Below are 17,560 nucleotides of genomic sequence, written 5' to 3' on the forward strand. Positions count from 1 at the left end.
CCAACCCCATGTACATAGACTGACCCGTCGTCCACCGAACCCGTTTTCACAGATACCCATACCGCTACACGAGCCAGGATAGAGCAACCATGAGTGACAAGCCGTCGAACAAGTACCCCGTTAACCTGCTCGACACCCCGTTCCCGATGCGTGGCGATCTGGCCAAGCGCGAGCCCGGCTTTCTGAAGGCATGGCAAGACCAGCAGATTTATCAAAAACTGCGCGCCAGGTCCAAGGAACAGAACCGCCCCAAGTTCATCCTGCATGACGGCCCGCCCTACGCCAACGCCAAGATCCATCTGGGTCACGCGGTCAACAAGATCCTGAAGGACATCATCGTCAAGTCGCGCTCGCTGGCGGGCTTTGATGCGCCTTATGTGCCGGGCTGGGACTGTCACGGCCTGCCGATCGAACACCAGATCGAAAAACTGGCCAAGGGCGACAAAACCGCCATCAAGAACAATCCGGATATCCACGCCCGCATCGTGGCGTATCGCAAGGAACACGGTCTGGATGAAAAATCCTACGACCTGCCGCCGGCGTTCATCCGCGAACTGTGCCGCCAGTATGCCGCCGCGCAGATCGAAATCCAGAAGGCCGACTTCATCCGCCTGGGCGTGATGGGCGACTGGGACCACCCCTACCGCACCATGGACTTCAAAACCGAAGCCGACATCGTGCGCACGCTGGGCAAGATCCACGCCAATGGCTATATGGTGAAAGGCCAGAAGCCGGTGCACTGGTGTGTGGACTGCGGCTCCGCGCTGGCTGAAGCTGAAGTTGAGTACGAAGACAAGACCTCTCCGGCCATCGACGTCGCCTTCAAGGTGCTCGATAGCGCAGCCGTCGCCAAGGCGTTTGATCTGCCGTCGCTGAATGGCAAAGACGCCTACGCCGTGATCTGGACGACCACACCGTGGACGCTGCCCGCCAACCAGGCGGTTGTGGTGCACCCGGAACTGACCTATGACCTGTTCGACACCCCCAAGGGTCTGTTGATCCTGGTGCGTGAACTGGCAGAAACCGCGCTCAAGCGTTACGGGTTTGAAGGCAGCAAGTCGGTCGGCCACGCCAAGGGCGCCGCGCTGGAGTTCCTGCCGCTACAACACCCGTTCTACGCGCGCCAGGGCAAGATCATTCTTGGTGATCACGTCACCACCGATGCCGGTACCGGCCTTGTGCACACCGCGCCGGCGCACGGTCTGGAAGACTGGCAAGTCGGCCTGAAGTACGACCTGCCCAAAGACAACCCGGTGGGCGACGATGGGCGCTACAAATCCAGCGTTGAGCGTTTTGCCGGCCTGACCGTATGGCAAGCCAACCCGCAAATCGTCGAGCTGCTGGCTGAAACCGGCACGCTGCTGGCCAACGAAAAACTGTTGCACAGCTACCCGCATTGCTGGCGCCACAAAACACCGATCATCTTCCGCGCGACGGCCCAGTGGTTTATCGCCATGGAAAAAGCCGGTGCCGATGGCAAAACCCTGCGCGAAAAAGCCAACGCCGCCGTGGATGCCACCGAGTTTTTCCCGTCGTGGGGCCGTGCCCGCCTGGAAGCCATGATCGGCAATCGCCCGGACTGGTGTATCTCGCGCCAGCGTAACTGGGGCGTGCCGATGACCTTCTTCGTGCACAAGGAAACGGGCGAACTGCACCCGAACTCGCTCGAACTGCTGGAAGAAGCCGCCAAGCGCATCGAGAAAGAAGGCATCGAAGCCTGGTTCAAGCTGGATGCAGCTGAACTGCTGGGCGCGGACGCCGAGCATTACAACAAGCTGCGCGACACGCTGGATGTGTGGTTTGACTCCGGCTCGACCCACTACGCCGTGCTGCGCCAGCGCGAAGAACTGGCCTGGCCGGCCGATCTGTATCTGGAAGGCTCTGACCAGCATCGTGGCTGGTTCCAGTCCTCCCTGCTGACTGGCTGCGCCACTGAAGGCCGCGCGCCGTACAAGCAACTGCTGACTCATGGCTTCACCGTGGACGAAAACGGCCACAAGATGTCCAAGTCCAAGGGCAACGGGATCGAGCCGCAGGAAATCTTCAACACCCTGGGCGCCGACATGCTGCGCCTGTGGATCGCCAGCGCGGATTACTCCGGCGAGATGTCGCTGTCGCAAGAGATCCTCAAGCGCACTTCGGATGCTTACCGCCGCATCCGCAATACGCTGCGTTTCTTGCTGGCCAACATCTCTGACTTCAAGGCAGCCGACGTGCTGGCCGTGGACGGGATGGTGGAACTGGACCGTTACGCCCTCGCCCGTTATCAGGCTTTCCAGGATCGTGTCACGGCTCTGTACGACCGTTACGAGTTCCACTCTGCCGTGCAGGAAATCCACGGTTATTGCTCGGAGGAACTGGGTTCGTTCTACCTGGACATCATCAAGGACCGCCTGTACACCATGAAGGCCGACAGCGCGGGCCGTCGCTCTGCGCAAACCGCCATCTGGCACATCACGCAAGGCCTGGTGCGCATCCTGGCGCCGATCCTGTCGTTTACCGCGCATGAAGTGTGGGAAACGCTGGGCAATGAAGACAATGTGTTCTTTGCCACGCTGCACAGCGCACCGCTGCCGGCAGATGCTGCAGCGCTGGAGCAACGCTTCGCACTGATCCGCGACGTGCGTGCGCAGGCACAGAAAGAAATCGAAGTGCAACGCGCCGAAGGCAAACTGGGCTCGTCGCTGCAAGCCGAAGTGACCGTGACCGCCACGGGCGACGTGTACGACGCCCTGGCCAGCCTGGGCGATGATCTGAAGTTTGTGCTGATTGTCTCCAAAGCCGAGCTGGCCCGTGGTGACGAAACCCGGATCGCGGTTGCCGCTTCGACCGAGCAAAAGTGCGAACGCTGCTGGCACTACACGCCGACGGTAGGCAGCCACGCCGATCATCCGGGCCTGTGCGCACGTTGTGCGGACAACCTCTTTGGTGCCGGCGAGGTGCGCAAGCATGCGTAAGTGGTTAGTGGTTGCAGCGCTGGTGATCGTGATCGACCAGATCACCAAGCTGCTCGTCCAGTCGCACTTCCAGTTTGGCGAGCTGTACGCCATTATTCCGGGTTGTTTCAGCCTGACCCTGACCTACAACCCGGGCGCGGCGTTCTCTTTCCTGGCGGATGCCGGCGGCTGGCAGCGTTACTTCTTTACCGCGCTGGCGCTGGGCGTATCGGCATTCATTGTCTTTACGCTGCGCAAGCATCATCAGCAAACGCGCTTTTCATTTGCGCTGGCGCTGATCATGGGTGGCGCCCTGGGTAATGTGATCGATCGCCTGGCTTATCACCATGTGATTGATTTTATTCTTGTTTACTGGAAAAACTGGTACTACCCGGCGTTCAATGTGGCTGACTCGGCCATTTGTATCGGGGCTGCCTTGCTGGTGATTGATTCGATCGCCCGCCCGCAGCACACCAGGGAGAAGACGCTGTGAGCATGCAGATCATTCTGGCCAACCCGCGCGGCTTCTGTGCCGGCGTGGACCGCGCCATCGCCATCGTGGAACGTGCGCTGGAAAAATACGGCGCGCCCATTTATGTGCGTCATGAAGTGGTGCACAACAAATACGTGATCGAAGACCTGAAGAAAAAAGGCGCGATCTTCGTAGAAGAACTGGAAGACGTGCCGGCCGGCAACACGGTGATTTTCTCGGCCCACGGCGTATCGCAGGCGGTGCGCAAAGAAGCCGAAACCCGCGGCCTGACCGTGTACGACGCGACCTGCCCGCTGGTCACCAAGGTGCACCTGGAAGTCAAACGCCTGCGTGAGCAGGGTTTTGAAATCGTCATGATCGGCCACAAGGGTCACCCGGAAGTCGAGGGCACCATGGGCCAGTCTGATGCAGGCGGCATGTACTTGGTCGAAGACCCGGAAGACGTGGCGGCACTGAATGTCCGCGCGCCTGAGAAACTGGCCTACGTGACGCAAACCACGTTATCGGTAGACGACGCGCAAGTGGTCATCAATGCCCTGCGCGCCCGCTTCCCCGAGATCGTCGGTCCCAAGAAAGACGATATCTGCTACGCCACGCAAAACCGCCAGGATGCCGTGAAGCAACTGGCGCGGGATGTGGATGTGCTGATCGTGGTCGGCTCGCCCAACAGCTCCAACAGCAACCGCTTGCGCGAAGTTGGCACCACGCTGGGCATCGATGCCTATATGGTGGATAACGAAACCGAACTCAAGCAAGAATGGTTTGCCAACAAAGCCCGCGTGGGCCTGACGGCAGGTGCTTCTGCGCCGGAAATCCTGGTGCAGCAGGTGGTGCAGCGCATTCAGCAGTTCGGCGCGCAATCCGTGGTGCCCATGGATGGCCTTGAGGAAAACATCGTGTTTTCCCTGCCCAAGGGTCTGGTTTGACCGGACCTTGCACCGCCAGTTAAAAACGCCGCTTTTTGCGGCGTTTTTATTTGATTTAAAACAAGAAAAACCCCGCCGATTGCGCTGTAAGAATTTGTGCAAGCGTCATGTCGAGCCGCTACAATTGCGGTCACCATGAATGACATTGCCAGCGCGCCCTGCTTTCATTGCGGCGAGCCCGTTCCCCGCAATCTGAATTACACCGTCGTCTACCGCGATATCCCCCGCCCGGTGTGCTGTGCGGGCTGCCAGTCCGTGGCCAGCAGCATTATCGACGCCGGCCTGGCCGACTATTACGAGCAACGCGAACAACCCGCCGATCGCGCCCAGCCCCTGCCTGCCGAATTGCAGGAACGCCTGCGCCTGTACGATGACCCAGCACTCCAGCAAGGCTTTGTGACGGGCGATGGCAGCAACGGGCGCGAAGCCGCCCTGCTGATTGAAGGCATCAGCTGCGCGGCCTGCATCTGGCTTAACGAACGCCAGATTGCCCGTGTGCCGGGCGTGCGCGAAGTCTCGATCAACTACACCACACACCGTGCCCGCGTACGCTGGGACAACAGCAAAACGCAGCTATCGGACATCCTCAAGGCGGTTGCCGATATTGGTTATCACGCCCAGCCCTACGACCGCGCCCGGCAAGAACTGGTGGCAGACAAAACGCGCAAGTCCGCCCTGTTCCGCCTGTGGGTGGCCGGACTGTCGATGATGCAGGTCATGATGTTCACGGTGCCGATATACATCAATGGCATAGAGGATATCGCGCCGCAGTGGCTCAGGTTGCTGCAGTGGGCCGGCTTCATGCTGACGTTGCCGGTGGTGCTGTATTCGGCCTGGCCGTTTTATGTTTCCAGTTGGCGCGACGCGCGACGCGGTCGGGCCGGCATGGATTTGCCGGTCAGCATCGGTGTACTGGCCGCGTTTGCCGCCAGCACTTGGACACTCATTGCCGGCCACGGCGAAGTCTATTTTGACTCCGTATCGATGTTTGTCTTTCTGCTATTGGGCGGCCGCTACCTGGAAAGCCGCGCGCGCCGCCGCGCGGGTGCTGCGCTGGATGATCTGGCCGGCATGTTGCCGGCGTTTGCCCATCGGCAAACCGCGCCTGATTACGCGCAGATCGAAGAAGTAGCGGTCATTCATCTGCGCCCGGATGACCGGGTTCTGGTCAAACCGGGTGAGATCATTCCGGTCGATGGCGTGGTATTGCAGGGCCAGAGCAGCGTAAATGAGGCCCTGCTCACCGGTGAAAGCGCACCGGTCAGCAAGGCGGAGCGACATGACGTCACTGCCGGTACCGTGAACCTGGATTCCCCGCTGATCATCAAGACCACCCACGTGGGCGAATCCACGCGTCTTGCCGGCATTGTGCGCTTGCTGGATGGCGCACTGGCAGAGAAGCCGCGCATTGCGCAGGTTGCCGACAAGATCTCCGGCCTGTTCGTCGCCGTACTACTGGGCGTTGCCTTGCTGACCTGGCTATTCTGGCAATGGCACGACCCCCAGCACGCCTTGCCGATCGCCATTGCCGTACTGGTGATTTCCTGCCCCTGCGCGCTATCGCTGGCCACGCCCGCGGCATTGACCGCAGCGACCGGTCATCTGGCGTTGCGCGGGCTGCTGGTGTCACGCGGACACACACTGGAGACCATGACGGACGTGACCGATATCGTCTTTGATAAAACCGGCACCCTGACGCAAGGCCAGCCCAGACTGATCCACACCGCCGTCTGGTATGGCGAGCCTGAACGCGCCGCCGGCATTGCCGCCGCACTGGAAGCGCATTCCGAACACCCGCTGGCGCACGCGCTCAGCCGTGAAACTGCGGTATTTGCCACGGATGTCACCAATCATCCTGGCGGCGGCCTCACCGGCATGATTGACGGCACCGGCTACACCATCGGCAAGCTGCAGTTTGTCGCGGCGCATTGCGCTGCGGCGCCACCGGGCGTGCCGGCAGACGCCCCTGCCGGCACTCACATCTGGCTGGCTTGCGCCACCAAATGGATCGCCTGTTTTACCCTGGCCGACTCAGTGCGCCCAGAGGCCGCAGGCGCCGTGCAGGCGCTGCAAAAACAGGGCTACACCGTGCATTTGCTCAGCGGCGACCATGAAGCGGCAGTGGCTGATCTTGCCGCAACGCTGGGCATAGCCAGCCACACCGCCAGCGCCACACCGGCGGGCAAACTCAAAGTCATGCAGCAACTGCAACGATCCGGCAAAAAGGTGATGATGATTGGCGACGGCGTCAACGACGCGCCCGTGCTGGCACTGGCCCATGTCTCCGTCGCCATGGGCTCTGGCGTGGATATCGCGCAGGCCACTGGCGACGCCGTGCTCTACGACAGCAAACTGGATGTATTGCCCATGGCACTGGCGCTGGCCCGCAAAACCCGCAAGGTCATCCGGCAGAATCTGGCGTGGGCACTGGGTTACAACCTTGTAGCACTGCCACTGGCCGTATGCGGTCTGGTGACCCCCTGGCTCGCCAGTCTGGGCATGGCCGCCAGTTCATTGCTGGTCGTGGGCAACGCCCTGCGCCTTGCCGCGCCAGGGCGTTTGAAACACAACAAAAAAACGACTGCGGATCAAGGGCTTGCCTGATGGAGAGCTTATATTTGCTGATCCCGCTTTCCGTATTACTGGTTTTTCTGATTGGTGCGCTATTCTGGTGGAGTATGCGCAGCGGCCAATTCGATGATCTGGAAGGCCCGGCGCACCGGATTTTGCAGGATGACGACTCCGCCCATGCCGTGTCGTCAAAAAAAGAGATAGAAACCCCAAAAACACCTGACTGACAGGTTACGGCACGTTAAGATATGCCCGAACCCATGGTGCAGTTTGATTTGCATCAAAGCTGAGCTGCTGCTCGCCCGGCTAAATTCCCGACACAAGATTTATTCAGAATGCATATGCGGACTTGAGTCCGACCCCGACCCCACGGGCATGCACGACAGATTTACTTTTGCTGTTTTGGAGCTTTTTCGGAGCGCTTATGGAAAACCAGGCCACATACAATTACAAAGTGGTGCGGCAGTTTGCCATCATGACCGTCGTGTGGGGTATTGTCGGCATGCTGGTGGGGGTAGTGATTGCGGCTCAGCTTGCCTGGCCAGAACTCAATTTCGGACCCTATTTTCACTTCGGTCGTCTACGTGCACTGCACACCAATGGCGTTATCTTTGCCTTTGGCGGCAGCGGCCTTTTTGCCACGTCTTATTACGTCGTCCAGCGTACCTGTAATGTGCGCCTGATCAGCGACAAGCTCGCCGCCTTTACCTTCTGGGGCTGGCAGATCGTCATCCTTGCTGTCGTCATTACCTATCCGCTCGGTATTACCTTCAACAAGGAATACGCCGAGATGGAATGGCCAATCAAAATCCTGATTGCCATTGTCTGGGTGACTTATGCCGTGGTCTTCTTTGGCACGATTGCCAAACGCAAGGTCAAGCACATTTATGTCGCCAACTGGTTTTATGGCGGTTTTATTCTGGCGGTCGCACTGCTGCATATCGTCAACAGTGCGTTTATTCCGGTCAGCTTGTGGAAGTCTTATTCGGTCTACGCCGGCGCGGTCGATGCCATGGTGCAATGGTGGTACGGCCATAACGCAGTGGGCTTTTTCCTCACCGCGGGCTTTCTTGGCATGATGTATTACTTCGTGCCCAAACAAGCCGGACGCCCGATCTATTCTTACCGCCTCTCGGTCGTGCACTTCTGGGCGCTGATCTTCACCTATATGTGGGCCGGCCCTCACCACCTGCATTACACCGCCCTGCCGGACTGGACCCAGTCGCTGGGCATGATCTTCTCGCTGATCCTGCTGGCGCCAAGCTGGGGCGGCATGATCAACGGCATCATGACCTTGTCGGGCGCCTGGCACAAACTGCGTACCGACCCGATCCTGAAGTTCCTGATTACCGCGCTGTCGTTCTACGGCATGTCCACGTTTGAAGGCCCGATGATGGCCATCAAGACGGTCAACGCCCTGTCGCATTACACAGACTGGACCATTGGCCACGTGCACTCCGGCGCACTGGGCTGGGTGGCCATGATTACCATCGGCTCCACCTACTACCTGATCCCGCGCCTGTTCAACCGCGAACAGATGTGGTCCATCAAGCTGATCGAAGTGCACTTCTGGATCGCCACGCTGGGCACGGTGCTGTACATCGCCTCCATGTGGATTGCCGGTGTGACAGAAGGCCTGATGTGGCGCGCGGTCAACCCGGATGGCACGCTGACCTACGCGTTTATCGATGCGGTCAAGGCAACGCATCCGTATTACATCATCCGCTTCCTGGGTGGTGTGCTGTTCCTCTCCGGCATGGTGCTGATGCTGTACAACACGCTGCGCACAGCGTCCTCCGGTTCGCCGGTGAACGCGCAGATTCCTGCTGTGCCTGCACACGCCTGACCAGCCAAGACGGAGATAAACAGATATGGAAAAAATTCAGAAGCTGATCGAGGAAAACGTCTTCTGGCTGATCTTGCTGACCATTCTGACCGTTAGCGTCGCCATGATGGTAGAGATCTTGCCGCTGGCGTTTGCCAAGTCCACGACCGAGCCGATCGAGGGCGTCAAACCCTACACCGCCTTGCAACTGGCCGGGCGTGATATCTACCTGCGTGAAGGCTGTTACAACTGCCATTCGCAAATGATCCGGCCGTTCCGTGCGGAAACCGAGCGCTATGGCCACTACTCCGTGGCCGGCGAATCTGTCTATGACCACCCTTTCCTGTGGGGTTCCAAGCGTACCGGGCCTGATCTGGCGCGTGTTGGCGGGCGTTACTCGGATGAATGGCATCGCGCCCACCTGATGAACCCGCGTGACGTGGTGCCTGAATCCATCATGCCGGCGTTTCCGTGGCTGGCGGCCAACCGCGTGGACGGGGAAAGCCTGCCAGCCAAAATGCGTGCCCTGCGCAAGGTCGGTGTGCCTTACACCGACCAGGACATTGCCAGTGCCACCAAGGATGTAGAAGGCAAATCGGAGATGGAAGCGGTGATTGCCTATCTGCAAGGCCTGGGTCTGGCCTTGAAGAACAAGAGGTAAGACATATGGAATGGCAGGATTTGTTGCGCATCGGCGTCACCGTGCTGGGGTTTCTGTGCTTCGTCGCGCTCATCATCTGGGCGTTCAGCAAGAACACCCGGGCGGAGATGGAAGAAGCGGGCCGCGCGCCCCTCCTGGACGATGACCTGCCTCCGTCGTCGTCCAGACAAAACTAGATAGACAGCTTACCGCGCGGAGTCATAAATGAATGATTTCTATAGCAGTTTCTGGGGCGTTTACATCACTGTAATCGTCATTGTTTCCCTGATTGGCCTTGCGTTCCTGCTTAAAAGCCAGAGCGCAGTCAAAGTCAAAAAGGGCGAGAAAGTTGAAACCCTGGGTCATGTCTGGGATGGCGACCTGCAGGAGTACAACAACCCGTTGCCAGGCTGGTGGGTGGGTCTGTTTGTACTGACCCTGGTGTTTGCGGTGGGTTATTTGGCGCTCTACCCTGGCATTGCCATTGGCAATCTGCGGAACTGGAGTTCGGCCGGGCAATACAAGCAGGAAACCGCCCAGGCAGATGCCAAATATGGGCCGCTGTATGACCAGTTCCTGAAAATGCCGATTGAACAGGTTGCGCAGAACCCGCAGGCACAGGAAATCGGCAAGCGCCTGTTCCTGACCTACTGCCTGCAATGCCACGGTGCAGATGCCCGTGGCGCCAAGGGCTTTCCTAACCTGGTTCACCATGACTGGATGTATGGCGGCACGCCTGACCGCATTGTGCAAACCATCAGCAACGGCCGTCACGGCCAGATGCCCGCCTTTGGCGCAGCGTTTGGCGAAGAAAAGGTGCGCGATGTCGCCAACTACGTGCTGAAGATTTCCGGCAACAAGTTTGACGATGAACGCGCCGGGCGGGGCGAATCCACATTCAAGCAAGTCTGCGCTGCCTGTCATGGGCCAGATGGCCACGGCAATATCGATGTCGGCGCGCCCAATCTGACGCACCCGAGCGGCGTGTGGCTCTATGGCAAGTCAGAGACCACCATCATCGAGACCATCACCAACGGCCGCAATAACCAGATGCCGGCCTGGAAAGATTTTCTGGGTGACGCCAAGGTGCATGTACTGGCCGGCTATGTGTATGGCTTGTCCCATAACGCACAGAACGCCCAGTAAGCCCGGCGGGACGCGCGCTTTCATCTGCTAATGGCAACAACGACACGGGCGGGTATTCCGCCCGTGTCCGTTTCAAGACGCTGGCGATACGTGCCGCCTGTTTTGGGGCCGCAACAGGAATTGCGATCATGAGCAAGAAGCTGCAGGACATTCCGGTCACAGTGGTAGAGGTCAATGATCAGGGTGAATACGAAGAAATCAGCCTGTACGCCAAACACAAGAAAATCTACCCGCGCTGGGTCAACGGCATTTACAACAAATGGCGCATCTTCTTTGTCTTTGCCACGCAGCTTTTCTTCTATGGCATGCCATGGATCAATCTGAACGAGCGTCAGGCGCTGCTGTTTGATCTGGCCAACCGCAAGTTTTTTATCTTCAACCTGGTTTTTCTGCCGCAAGACTTTATTTACCTGACCGCCCTGCTGGTTTTGTGCGCTTTCGGCCTGTTTGCGTGGACCACGATTGGCGGGCGGCTCTGGTGCGGTTACTCCTGTCCGCAAACGGTCTACACCGAGATCTTCTTGTGGATAGAAAAATGGGTCGAAGGCGACCGTATGGCGCGGATCAAGCTCGATAGCGGCCCGCGCACTGCCCGCAAACTCCGGCTCAAGATCACCAAACACGCCCTCTGGATTGTCTTTGCGCTGTGGACCGGCTTCACCTTTGTGGGCTATTTCACGCCGATTCGTGATCTGTGGCACGAGACCATTACCTTCACCATTAGCCCGCTGGAAGGGTTCTGGGTGCTGTTTTATGGCTTTGCCACCTACGGCAATGCTGGCTGGTTGCGTGAACAAGTCTGCAAGTACATGTGCCCGTACGCCCGCTTCCAGAGTGCCATGTTTGATGCCGACACGCTGGTGGTCTCTTACGACCCTGAACGCGGTGAACAGCGCGGCAGCCGCAAGAAAGGCGCGGACTACAAGGCAGAAGGCCTGGGTGACTGCATAGATTGCAAGATGTGCGTCCAGGTATGTCCGGTCGGCATCGATATCCGCGACGGCCTGCAGTATGAATGCATCGGCTGCGCGGCATGCATTGATGCCTGTGATGAGGTCATGGACAAGATGAGCTACCCGCGCGGGCTCATCCGTTACACCACGGAAAACGCCCTCAACCATGTTTATCCGGAGTCTAAATTCCTCTCGCGCCTCAAGCGGCCGCGCGTATTGATGTATGGTTTTATCCTGCTGGTGGTACTGGTGATCACCCTTGTCTCGCTGATTCGTCACCAGCCCGTCAAGGTCAATATCGCGCGTGATCGGGTAGCACTGGTGCGGGAGGCGGAAGATGGCCTGCTGGAAAACAGCTACCGTTTGCAGATCGAAAACGCGGACGAGAAAAACCATGTCTACACCATCCGCGCCGAAGGTCTGGAGGGCATCAAGGTGCTGGTGGATGGCGGCAACGCGGTGTCGGTCAGCGCTACCGGGCAGGAAGACGTGGGCGTGCGCTTGCATGTCGATGCCCACAACGCCAAAGCAGGTAGTCACACCATCTATTTCATCATTACCGCCAAAGACGACCCGAAAATCGAAACTCGCGAAAAATCGAGTTTTATCGGGCAGAACCCCTGACCTTTTAACCTGAGCCTATGCAAACCCCGTCATCACCAGAGAAACGCCCCTGGTACAAACAGCCCTGGGCCTGGTTCATCCTGTTGTTGCCTGTGATTGCCATTGTTGGCTGCATCAATCTGATCTGGCTGGCCGGCAAGCATAGCGATGGCGTGGTGGCAGACGATTACACCAGAACGGGTGATGAAGTGACCCAAGTACTGGCACGGGATCAAGCGGCGGCCAGGCTGGGCTTGCGTGCCACTGCCACCATTGACGCTCAAGGGTTGGCGCGGATTGAACTCAACCAGCCGGTTGCCGGGCCACTGCAGCTGAAGCTATTGCACCCCACCGTGGCGCGGAATGATCAGGCCGCCAGCTTGAGCGATCAGGGCAATCACCTGTGGCAAGGCCAACTGGCGCATCCGCCCGGTGCGGTCAGATGGGATGTGGAATTGTCTGACAACAAAAACACCTGGCGGCTACGTGGGCAAATGAAGCCGGGGCAAAGCGGCAAGCTGGTTCTGTCGCCCGCTACCTGACCCACTTCCGGGCTGCACCGGACAAAACAAAACCCCGTCAGTGCGGGGTTTTGTTTTGTCTGCGATATCACCCGGCCATCAGTTATCGGCGGGAGCGGCGGCGCGGCTGGTTGGCTGGATGCGGACAACATTGCCGCTGTGGGCATCCCATTCCCCTTCCATACGCCAGAGTTCTTCATTCTGAACCGTGACATGCCAGCGCGACGCTTTGGTCGGTTCAATGTTGGCAATGTAGCTATTGCCCTCGGTTTTGCTGAGTACAACATGCTGATCCAGCTTTTCCTGTGTCGGGTGGGCCAGATCAAGCTGCAGGACGGGCGGGAGCGGTTGTTTTTCCGGGTTGTCCAGGGTGAGCGCAACCTGCCCCCTGGTGACATCAATGGTCAACTGGCCATCCAGCCCCAACGCTCTGGCTTTTTCATCCTCATGCATGCGCTGGTTTACAGTCAGGCCAGCCTGATAGTAGTTCTGCGTAACAAGGTCATCCTGGCGCGAGAACGCCAGGTACACGCAAAACAAGCTGCCGACCACCACGCAAGCCGGCCCCAGCGCCACCAGCCACGGACCAGGTTCGCGATACCAGGGTTTGCGTTGCTGCGTTTCCTGCGGGAGCCGTGCCATTGCGCACTCCTTATGCGAATTTGACCGCCAGACCCAAAACACCCAAGGCAATACAGTACCAGCCAAACGGGCTCAGCGCCTTGACTTCATGCGTCTTGAAGTAGCGCATCAAGGCCCACGTACTCAGATACGCACAGACGCCCGCAATCAGCCCGCACAGCGCCATTTGCCCAAACGGCAACGGCCCGGCCTGGTGCATGGCCTTGGGCACTTCCAGTACGCTGGCGGCCAGGATAATCGGCGTGGCCAGCAAGAAAGAAAAGCGTGCAGCGGCTTCGTAAGAGAGCCCTTGCGACAGACCGCCCAGCAAGGTGCTGCCCGAGCGTGAAATCCCCGGCACCAGCGCAAGGCTTTGCGCCAGGCCCACCTTCAGCGCGCCCGCAAAAGACAGGTCTTCCAGCTTGCCACCGCCACGGCTGCGCTTCACCGCCCGCTCGCCCGCAATCAGCATGATGCCGTTGAGCACCAGCACAGCCAGCACGATGGTGGTACTGCCAAACAGTAACTTGATCTTTTTTTCCAGCAACAGGCCCAACAGGCCGGCGGGAATGGTGCCGACAATGGTCAGCCACAGCGGACGTGCCAGCGCGTTATTAGGGTTGCAGCCACCCTTGAAGAAGTCGCGAAAGAGTTCGATCCAGTCTTTGCGAAAGTACGCCAGCAACGCCAGGGCAGTACCCAGATGCAGCACCACCATGAACGGCAAGAACTGTTCGCTGCGCGTATCCATTTGCCAGTGCAGCAAATCAGGCACCACCACGCCATGCCCAAGACTACTGACCGGAAATAGCTCGCTGACCCCTTGCATGATTGCGAACAAAATACTTTCGAGCTGCAGCCCCATCAAGGCGTCTCCTGTTTACTGAATACTGAATGAGTTGAAACAACCCGGTAGTCAAAATAAAGGCCGGTTTACCCGGCCTTTGCATTCATTTGCCATTGCGCTCACGCGTGAGCGACTTCTGCCTGCCGCATGGATTCAAGCATCAGCGCGACCAAATCACGCGCTTCTGGCAGTGCGCGGCCTTCAACAAAAACCGCGTCGGCCTGCGGATACTGACGGCGCATATAGCCCAGCCATTGCTTTACCCGGCCGCCCTGGTATTTTGGCAGGATTCGTGTTTCAACGTTATGCCAGAACACATGGACAAGCGGCGCGAGTTCATGCCACGCCAGGCCGGCCTTGCCCAGCACTTCCAGCGCCAGGCCCGGATTGGCCACCATGCCCCGGCCGATCATCACGTCTTCGCAGCCAGATACCTCACGGCAACGGTGAAAATCCGCCGCGGTCCACACTTCGCCATTGGCGATCACCGGAATGCGCAATGCTTCGCGAATCGCCGGGAGTTTTTCCCAGTACGCGGGCGGGCGATAACCGTCGGTTTTGGTTCTGGCATGCACCACCAGTTCGGCCGAACCGCCGTTTTCCATGGCGTGCGCACACTCCAGGGTCAGGCTCTGGTCTTCGTAACCCAGGCGCATTTTGGTGGTCACCGGAATATGCGCCGGTACGGCTTGCCGTACTGCACGCACCACGTCGTGAATCAGGTCAGGTGTCTTGAGCAGTAACGCGCCGCCGCCGTGACGGTTGACGGTTTTGGCCGGGCAGCCAAAGTTCAGATCAATCCCAGGCGGATTGAGCGAGGCCAGTCTTTCTGCGTTCTCTGCCATGCAGACCGGATCGGACCCGAGCAACTGCACGCGCACCGGCACCCCGCCAGGTGTCTTGCCACCCGTGAGCAGTTCCGGCACAGAGCGATAAAAGGTGCGCTTGGGCAGCAAACTGCCAGAGATGCGGATGAACTCGCTCACGCAGACATCAATCCCGCTGGAGCGGGTCAGTACATCACGCAGCACATGATCAAGCAGCCCCTCCATCGGGGCCAGATAGATACGCAAAACAGATCCAGCCTGAAAATCGGTAAGCCGCCATTGTACCGTGCGGCCCGCCGTTTGCCGCGCGCGGATTGATGCGCGGAGCCCTCACTCGGGCAGATCTTATTTGACACAGAACGTTCGTTCACATAACCTTCAGAGAACGAATGTTCTGTGAGCGCATCATGGGCAACCCGAATCGCGATAACGAGTACCTCGGCAAGCTGCAAGACTATTACGCCGATTACCGCAGCCTGCCTTCTTACGCCGTTATTGGCGAGATGCTGGGCATGGCATCCAAATCTGCCGTCTCGGCCCTGGTCAAGCGCCTGATGCTGGCCGGCTTTATTGAAATGACGCCAGACAAGCGCCTGGCCCCCACCAAACGCTTCTTTGAGCGTGAACTGGCTGATTTCCCGGTGCCGGCAGGTTTGCCTGCGGCCGCCAACGATGCGATGAGCGAAGCGCTCTCCATTGATGACTACCTGATCAACCGCCCCTCTGCCACGATCACCATCCGCGTGCGGGGCGAGTCCATGATCGAGGCCGGCATTCACGATGGCGACATTGCCATTGTCGAAAAACGCCCGGCAGCGCGCGTGGGCGATATCGTGGTCGCCATTATTGATGGCGAATACACGCTCAAGGAACTGGGCCGCGACAAGCAAGGTTTTCTGCTGTTGCCGCGCAACCCGGAATTCCAGCCCATTCGCCCGCGAGAGGGTCTGGAGATTTACGGCGTGCTGGTTGGCCTTGTGCGCAAGTACCGCTAAACGCGCCCTGCCCCGAACGCCATCAAACAAAACCCCGGTTCAGCCGGGGTTTTGTTTTGCCCATACTGAACAACGCTGGCCCCAAAGCCGGGGCATGCCGCACAATAGCGTGATATACCGCCGGGCTTGAATGTGCGCGTGGCGGGCGCATCTATCCCGTCTACCCTGCGTCGCCCTTCCCGGTGGCCTGAACTTATCGGACAAGTGCATGAGCGAAGCTGAATTTTCGCCGCTTGGCAAAGCGGTCAGTTACAAAACCGAATACGACCCCACGTTGCTGTTTCCCATTCCGCGCCAAGGCAAGCGTGATGAGATCGGCGTGGGCGCCACCCTGCCCTTTATGGGCGTGGATATCTGGAATGCCTATGAGCTGAGCTGGCTTAACAGTCGGGGCAAGCCGGAAGTGGCCATTGCCACCTTCCTGATCCCGGCCGAGAGCCCGAATATCGTCGAGTCCAAGTCATTCAAGCTGTACCTGAACAGTTTTAACCAGACCAGACTGGCCGGATTTGAAGCATTGCAGTCTTTGCTGCAGGCTGATCTGAGCGCAGCCACCGGCGCGCCCGTGATGGTTCAACTGTTTGCGCCGGCCGCTTTTGCCGCGCAAAAGATGGGCGATCTGAAAGGCTATTGCATTGACAATCTGGATATTGAAATCGACCAGTACGAGCCCACGCCGGGCCTGCTCAAGTGCGATGAATCCGATAGCCCGGTGGAAGAAACGCTCACGTCCAATCTGTTGAAGTCCAACTGCCTGGTGACCGGGCAACCGGACTGGGCCAGCGTGCAGATCCACTATGTGGGCGCGCCGATCAACCGTGAAAGCCTGTTGCGCTATCTGGTGTCGTTCCGCAATCACAACGAGTTTCATGAACAATGTGTCGAGCGCATCTTTGTTGACATCATGCGTGAATGCAAACCCATGAAACTGGCTGTATATGCCCGCTACACGCGACGCGGCGGGCTGGACATCAACCCGTACCGCTGTAATTTCAGCGGCCCGCAACCGACCAATATCAGGACGGCCCGGCAATAAACCGGAACGTCCGCAACAACACCACGCGCAAGACGCGTGAATGACCTATCCCACAAGGAGAAACAGAATGACCACAGAAGTTGCAGTACTGGCCGGTGGCTGCTTCTGGTGCATGGAAGCCGTGTTCCAGCGTCTGCGCGGCGTCACTGCTGTGCAATCGGGTTATATGGGCGGTCATGTCGATCACCCCACCTACAAGGCCGTGTGCACCGGTGAAACCGGCCACGCCGAGGTGCTGCGCATCGACTTTGACAGCAGCGTGATCAAGTATGAAGACATCCTGGATGTGTACTTCACCATTCATGATCCGACCACGCTGAACCGTCAGGGCGACGATGTGGGCACGCAGTACCGCTCTGAAGTGTTCTTTTTGTCGGCAGAGCAAGAACAAAAGGCCCGCGCCAAAATTGCAGAACTGACCGCAGCCGGCACGTTCCGTGATCCGATCGTGACCCGCCTCACGCCCGCGCAGGATTTCTGGCCGGCTGAGGACTATCACAACAACTACTTCAACCAGCACGGCGAACAACCTTATTGCTCGCTGGTGGTCGCCTCCAAGGTGCAAAAGCTGCTGAAGTATTTCCCGTCGCAGTCAAAAGAAAGCCTGTAACGGACGGTGG

The 17,560-nt window shown here is 58.7% G+C and carries 17 protein-coding genes; 14 read left to right on the forward strand and 3 right to left on the reverse strand.

Features of this window, described 5'->3' with window-relative positions; all coding sequences use genetic code 11:
* Positions 1 to 89 precede the first annotated feature (89 nt).
* From ileS to IEX57_RS04555, 11 genes are all read left to right on the forward strand, one after another.
* Positions 90 to 2,957 (forward strand): isoleucine--tRNA ligase, encoded by a 2,868-nt coding sequence (gene ileS, locus IEX57_RS04505; protein WP_188702747.1) that lies wholly within the window; start codon positions 90 to 92, stop codon positions 2,955 to 2,957.
* On the forward strand, positions 2,950 to 3,429 hold the full coding sequence (gene lspA / locus IEX57_RS04510) for a signal peptidase II (protein WP_229708709.1): 480 nt from the start codon (positions 2,950 to 2,952) through the stop codon (positions 3,427 to 3,429). Before ileS ends, lspA begins: the two co-directional genes overlap by 8 nt.
* A gap of 2 nt (positions 3,430 to 3,431) precedes the next feature.
* Entirely contained in the window at positions 3,432 to 4,355 is a 924-nt protein-coding gene (ispH, locus tag IEX57_RS04515) for a 4-hydroxy-3-methylbut-2-enyl diphosphate reductase (RefSeq protein WP_188703468.1), read from the forward strand.
* 135 nt (positions 4,356 to 4,490) lie between these two features.
* Entirely contained in the window at positions 4,491 to 6,959 is a 2,469-nt protein-coding gene (locus IEX57_RS04520) for a heavy metal translocating P-type ATPase (RefSeq protein WP_188702753.1), read from the forward strand.
* Positions 6,959 to 7,153 carry a cbb3-type cytochrome oxidase assembly protein CcoS gene (gene ccoS / locus IEX57_RS04525; RefSeq protein WP_188702754.1) on the forward strand — a complete coding sequence of 65 codons (195 nt, stop codon included), beginning with the start codon at positions 6,959 to 6,961 and terminating at the stop codon, positions 7,151 to 7,153. Before IEX57_RS04520 ends, ccoS begins: the two co-directional genes overlap by 1 nt.
* Positions 7,154 to 7,350: 197 nt before the next feature.
* On the forward strand, positions 7,351 to 8,772 hold the full coding sequence (ccoN, locus tag IEX57_RS04530; protein ID WP_188702756.1) for a cytochrome-c oxidase, cbb3-type subunit I: 1,422 nt from the start codon (positions 7,351 to 7,353) through the stop codon (positions 8,770 to 8,772).
* Between the two features lie 25 nt (positions 8,773 to 8,797).
* On the forward strand, positions 8,798 to 9,412 hold the full coding sequence (gene ccoO, locus IEX57_RS04535) for a cytochrome-c oxidase, cbb3-type subunit II (RefSeq protein WP_188702758.1): 615 nt from the start codon (positions 8,798 to 8,800) through the stop codon (positions 9,410 to 9,412).
* A 5-nt stretch (positions 9,413 to 9,417) separates the two neighbouring features.
* Positions 9,418 to 9,588 (forward strand): cbb3-type cytochrome oxidase subunit 3, encoded by a 171-nt coding sequence (locus tag IEX57_RS04540; RefSeq protein WP_188702760.1) that lies wholly within the window; start codon positions 9,418 to 9,420, stop codon positions 9,586 to 9,588.
* A 28-nt stretch (positions 9,589 to 9,616) separates the two neighbouring features.
* On the forward strand, positions 9,617 to 10,537 hold the full coding sequence (ccoP, locus tag IEX57_RS04545) for a cytochrome-c oxidase, cbb3-type subunit III (RefSeq protein ID WP_188702762.1): 921 nt from the start codon (positions 9,617 to 9,619) through the stop codon (positions 10,535 to 10,537).
* 128 nt (positions 10,538 to 10,665) lie between these two features.
* Complete coding sequence (gene ccoG, locus IEX57_RS04550; RefSeq protein WP_188702764.1) at positions 10,666 to 12,114, forward strand: cytochrome c oxidase accessory protein CcoG; 1,449 nt, start codon at positions 10,666 to 10,668, stop codon at positions 12,112 to 12,114.
* Between the two features lie 17 nt (positions 12,115 to 12,131).
* Positions 12,132 to 12,635, forward strand: coding sequence for a FixH family protein (locus IEX57_RS04555; protein WP_188702766.1), 504 nt, complete (start codon positions 12,132 to 12,134; stop codon positions 12,633 to 12,635).
* A gap of 78 nt (positions 12,636 to 12,713) precedes the next feature.
* Here the strand turns inward: IEX57_RS04555 and IEX57_RS04560 are convergent, their stop codons facing one another.
* The 3 genes from IEX57_RS04560 to IEX57_RS04570 all read right to left on the reverse strand — a co-directional run bounded on the left by IEX57_RS04560 (position 12,714) and on the right by IEX57_RS04570 (position 15,155).
* On the reverse strand, positions 12,714 to 13,256 hold the full coding sequence (locus tag IEX57_RS04560) for a FixH family protein (protein WP_188702768.1): 543 nt from the start codon (positions 13,254 to 13,256) through the stop codon (positions 12,714 to 12,716).
* 10 nt (positions 13,257 to 13,266) lie between these two features.
* On the reverse strand, positions 13,267 to 14,100 hold the full coding sequence (locus IEX57_RS04565; RefSeq protein ID WP_188702770.1) for an undecaprenyl-diphosphate phosphatase: 834 nt from the start codon (positions 14,098 to 14,100) through the stop codon (positions 13,267 to 13,269).
* Between the two features lie 101 nt (positions 14,101 to 14,201).
* Positions 14,202 to 15,155, reverse strand: a complete 954-nt coding sequence (locus IEX57_RS04570; RefSeq protein WP_229708715.1) for a tRNA dihydrouridine synthase — start codon at positions 15,153 to 15,155, stop codon at positions 14,202 to 14,204.
* A gap of 161 nt (positions 15,156 to 15,316) precedes the next feature.
* Here IEX57_RS04570 and IEX57_RS04575 point away from each other — a divergent pair, with 161 nt between their 5' ends.
* The 3 genes from IEX57_RS04575 to msrA all read left to right on the forward strand — a co-directional run bounded on the left by IEX57_RS04575 (position 15,317) and on the right by msrA (position 17,550).
* Positions 15,317 to 15,904 carry a LexA family protein gene (locus tag IEX57_RS04575; RefSeq protein WP_188702772.1) on the forward strand — a complete coding sequence of 196 codons (588 nt, stop codon included), beginning with the start codon at positions 15,317 to 15,319 and terminating at the stop codon, positions 15,902 to 15,904.
* Positions 15,905 to 16,112: 208 nt separating this feature from the next.
* A complete protein-coding gene (gene queF / locus IEX57_RS04580; RefSeq protein WP_188702775.1) occupies positions 16,113 to 16,940 on the forward strand; it encodes an NADPH-dependent 7-cyano-7-deazaguanine reductase QueF in 828 nt (275 codons plus the stop codon).
* Positions 16,941 to 17,007: 67 nt separating this feature from the next.
* Positions 17,008 to 17,550 (forward strand): peptide-methionine (S)-S-oxide reductase MsrA, encoded by a 543-nt coding sequence (msrA, locus tag IEX57_RS04585; RefSeq protein ID WP_188702777.1) that lies wholly within the window; start codon positions 17,008 to 17,010, stop codon positions 17,548 to 17,550.
* Positions 17,551 to 17,560: the final 10 nt, after the last annotated feature.

Origin of the sequence: Silvimonas iriomotensis (assembly GCF_014645535.1) — a bacterium.
GTDB classification, from domain to species: Bacteria; Pseudomonadota; Gammaproteobacteria; order Burkholderiales; family Chitinibacteraceae; genus Silvimonas; species Silvimonas iriomotensis.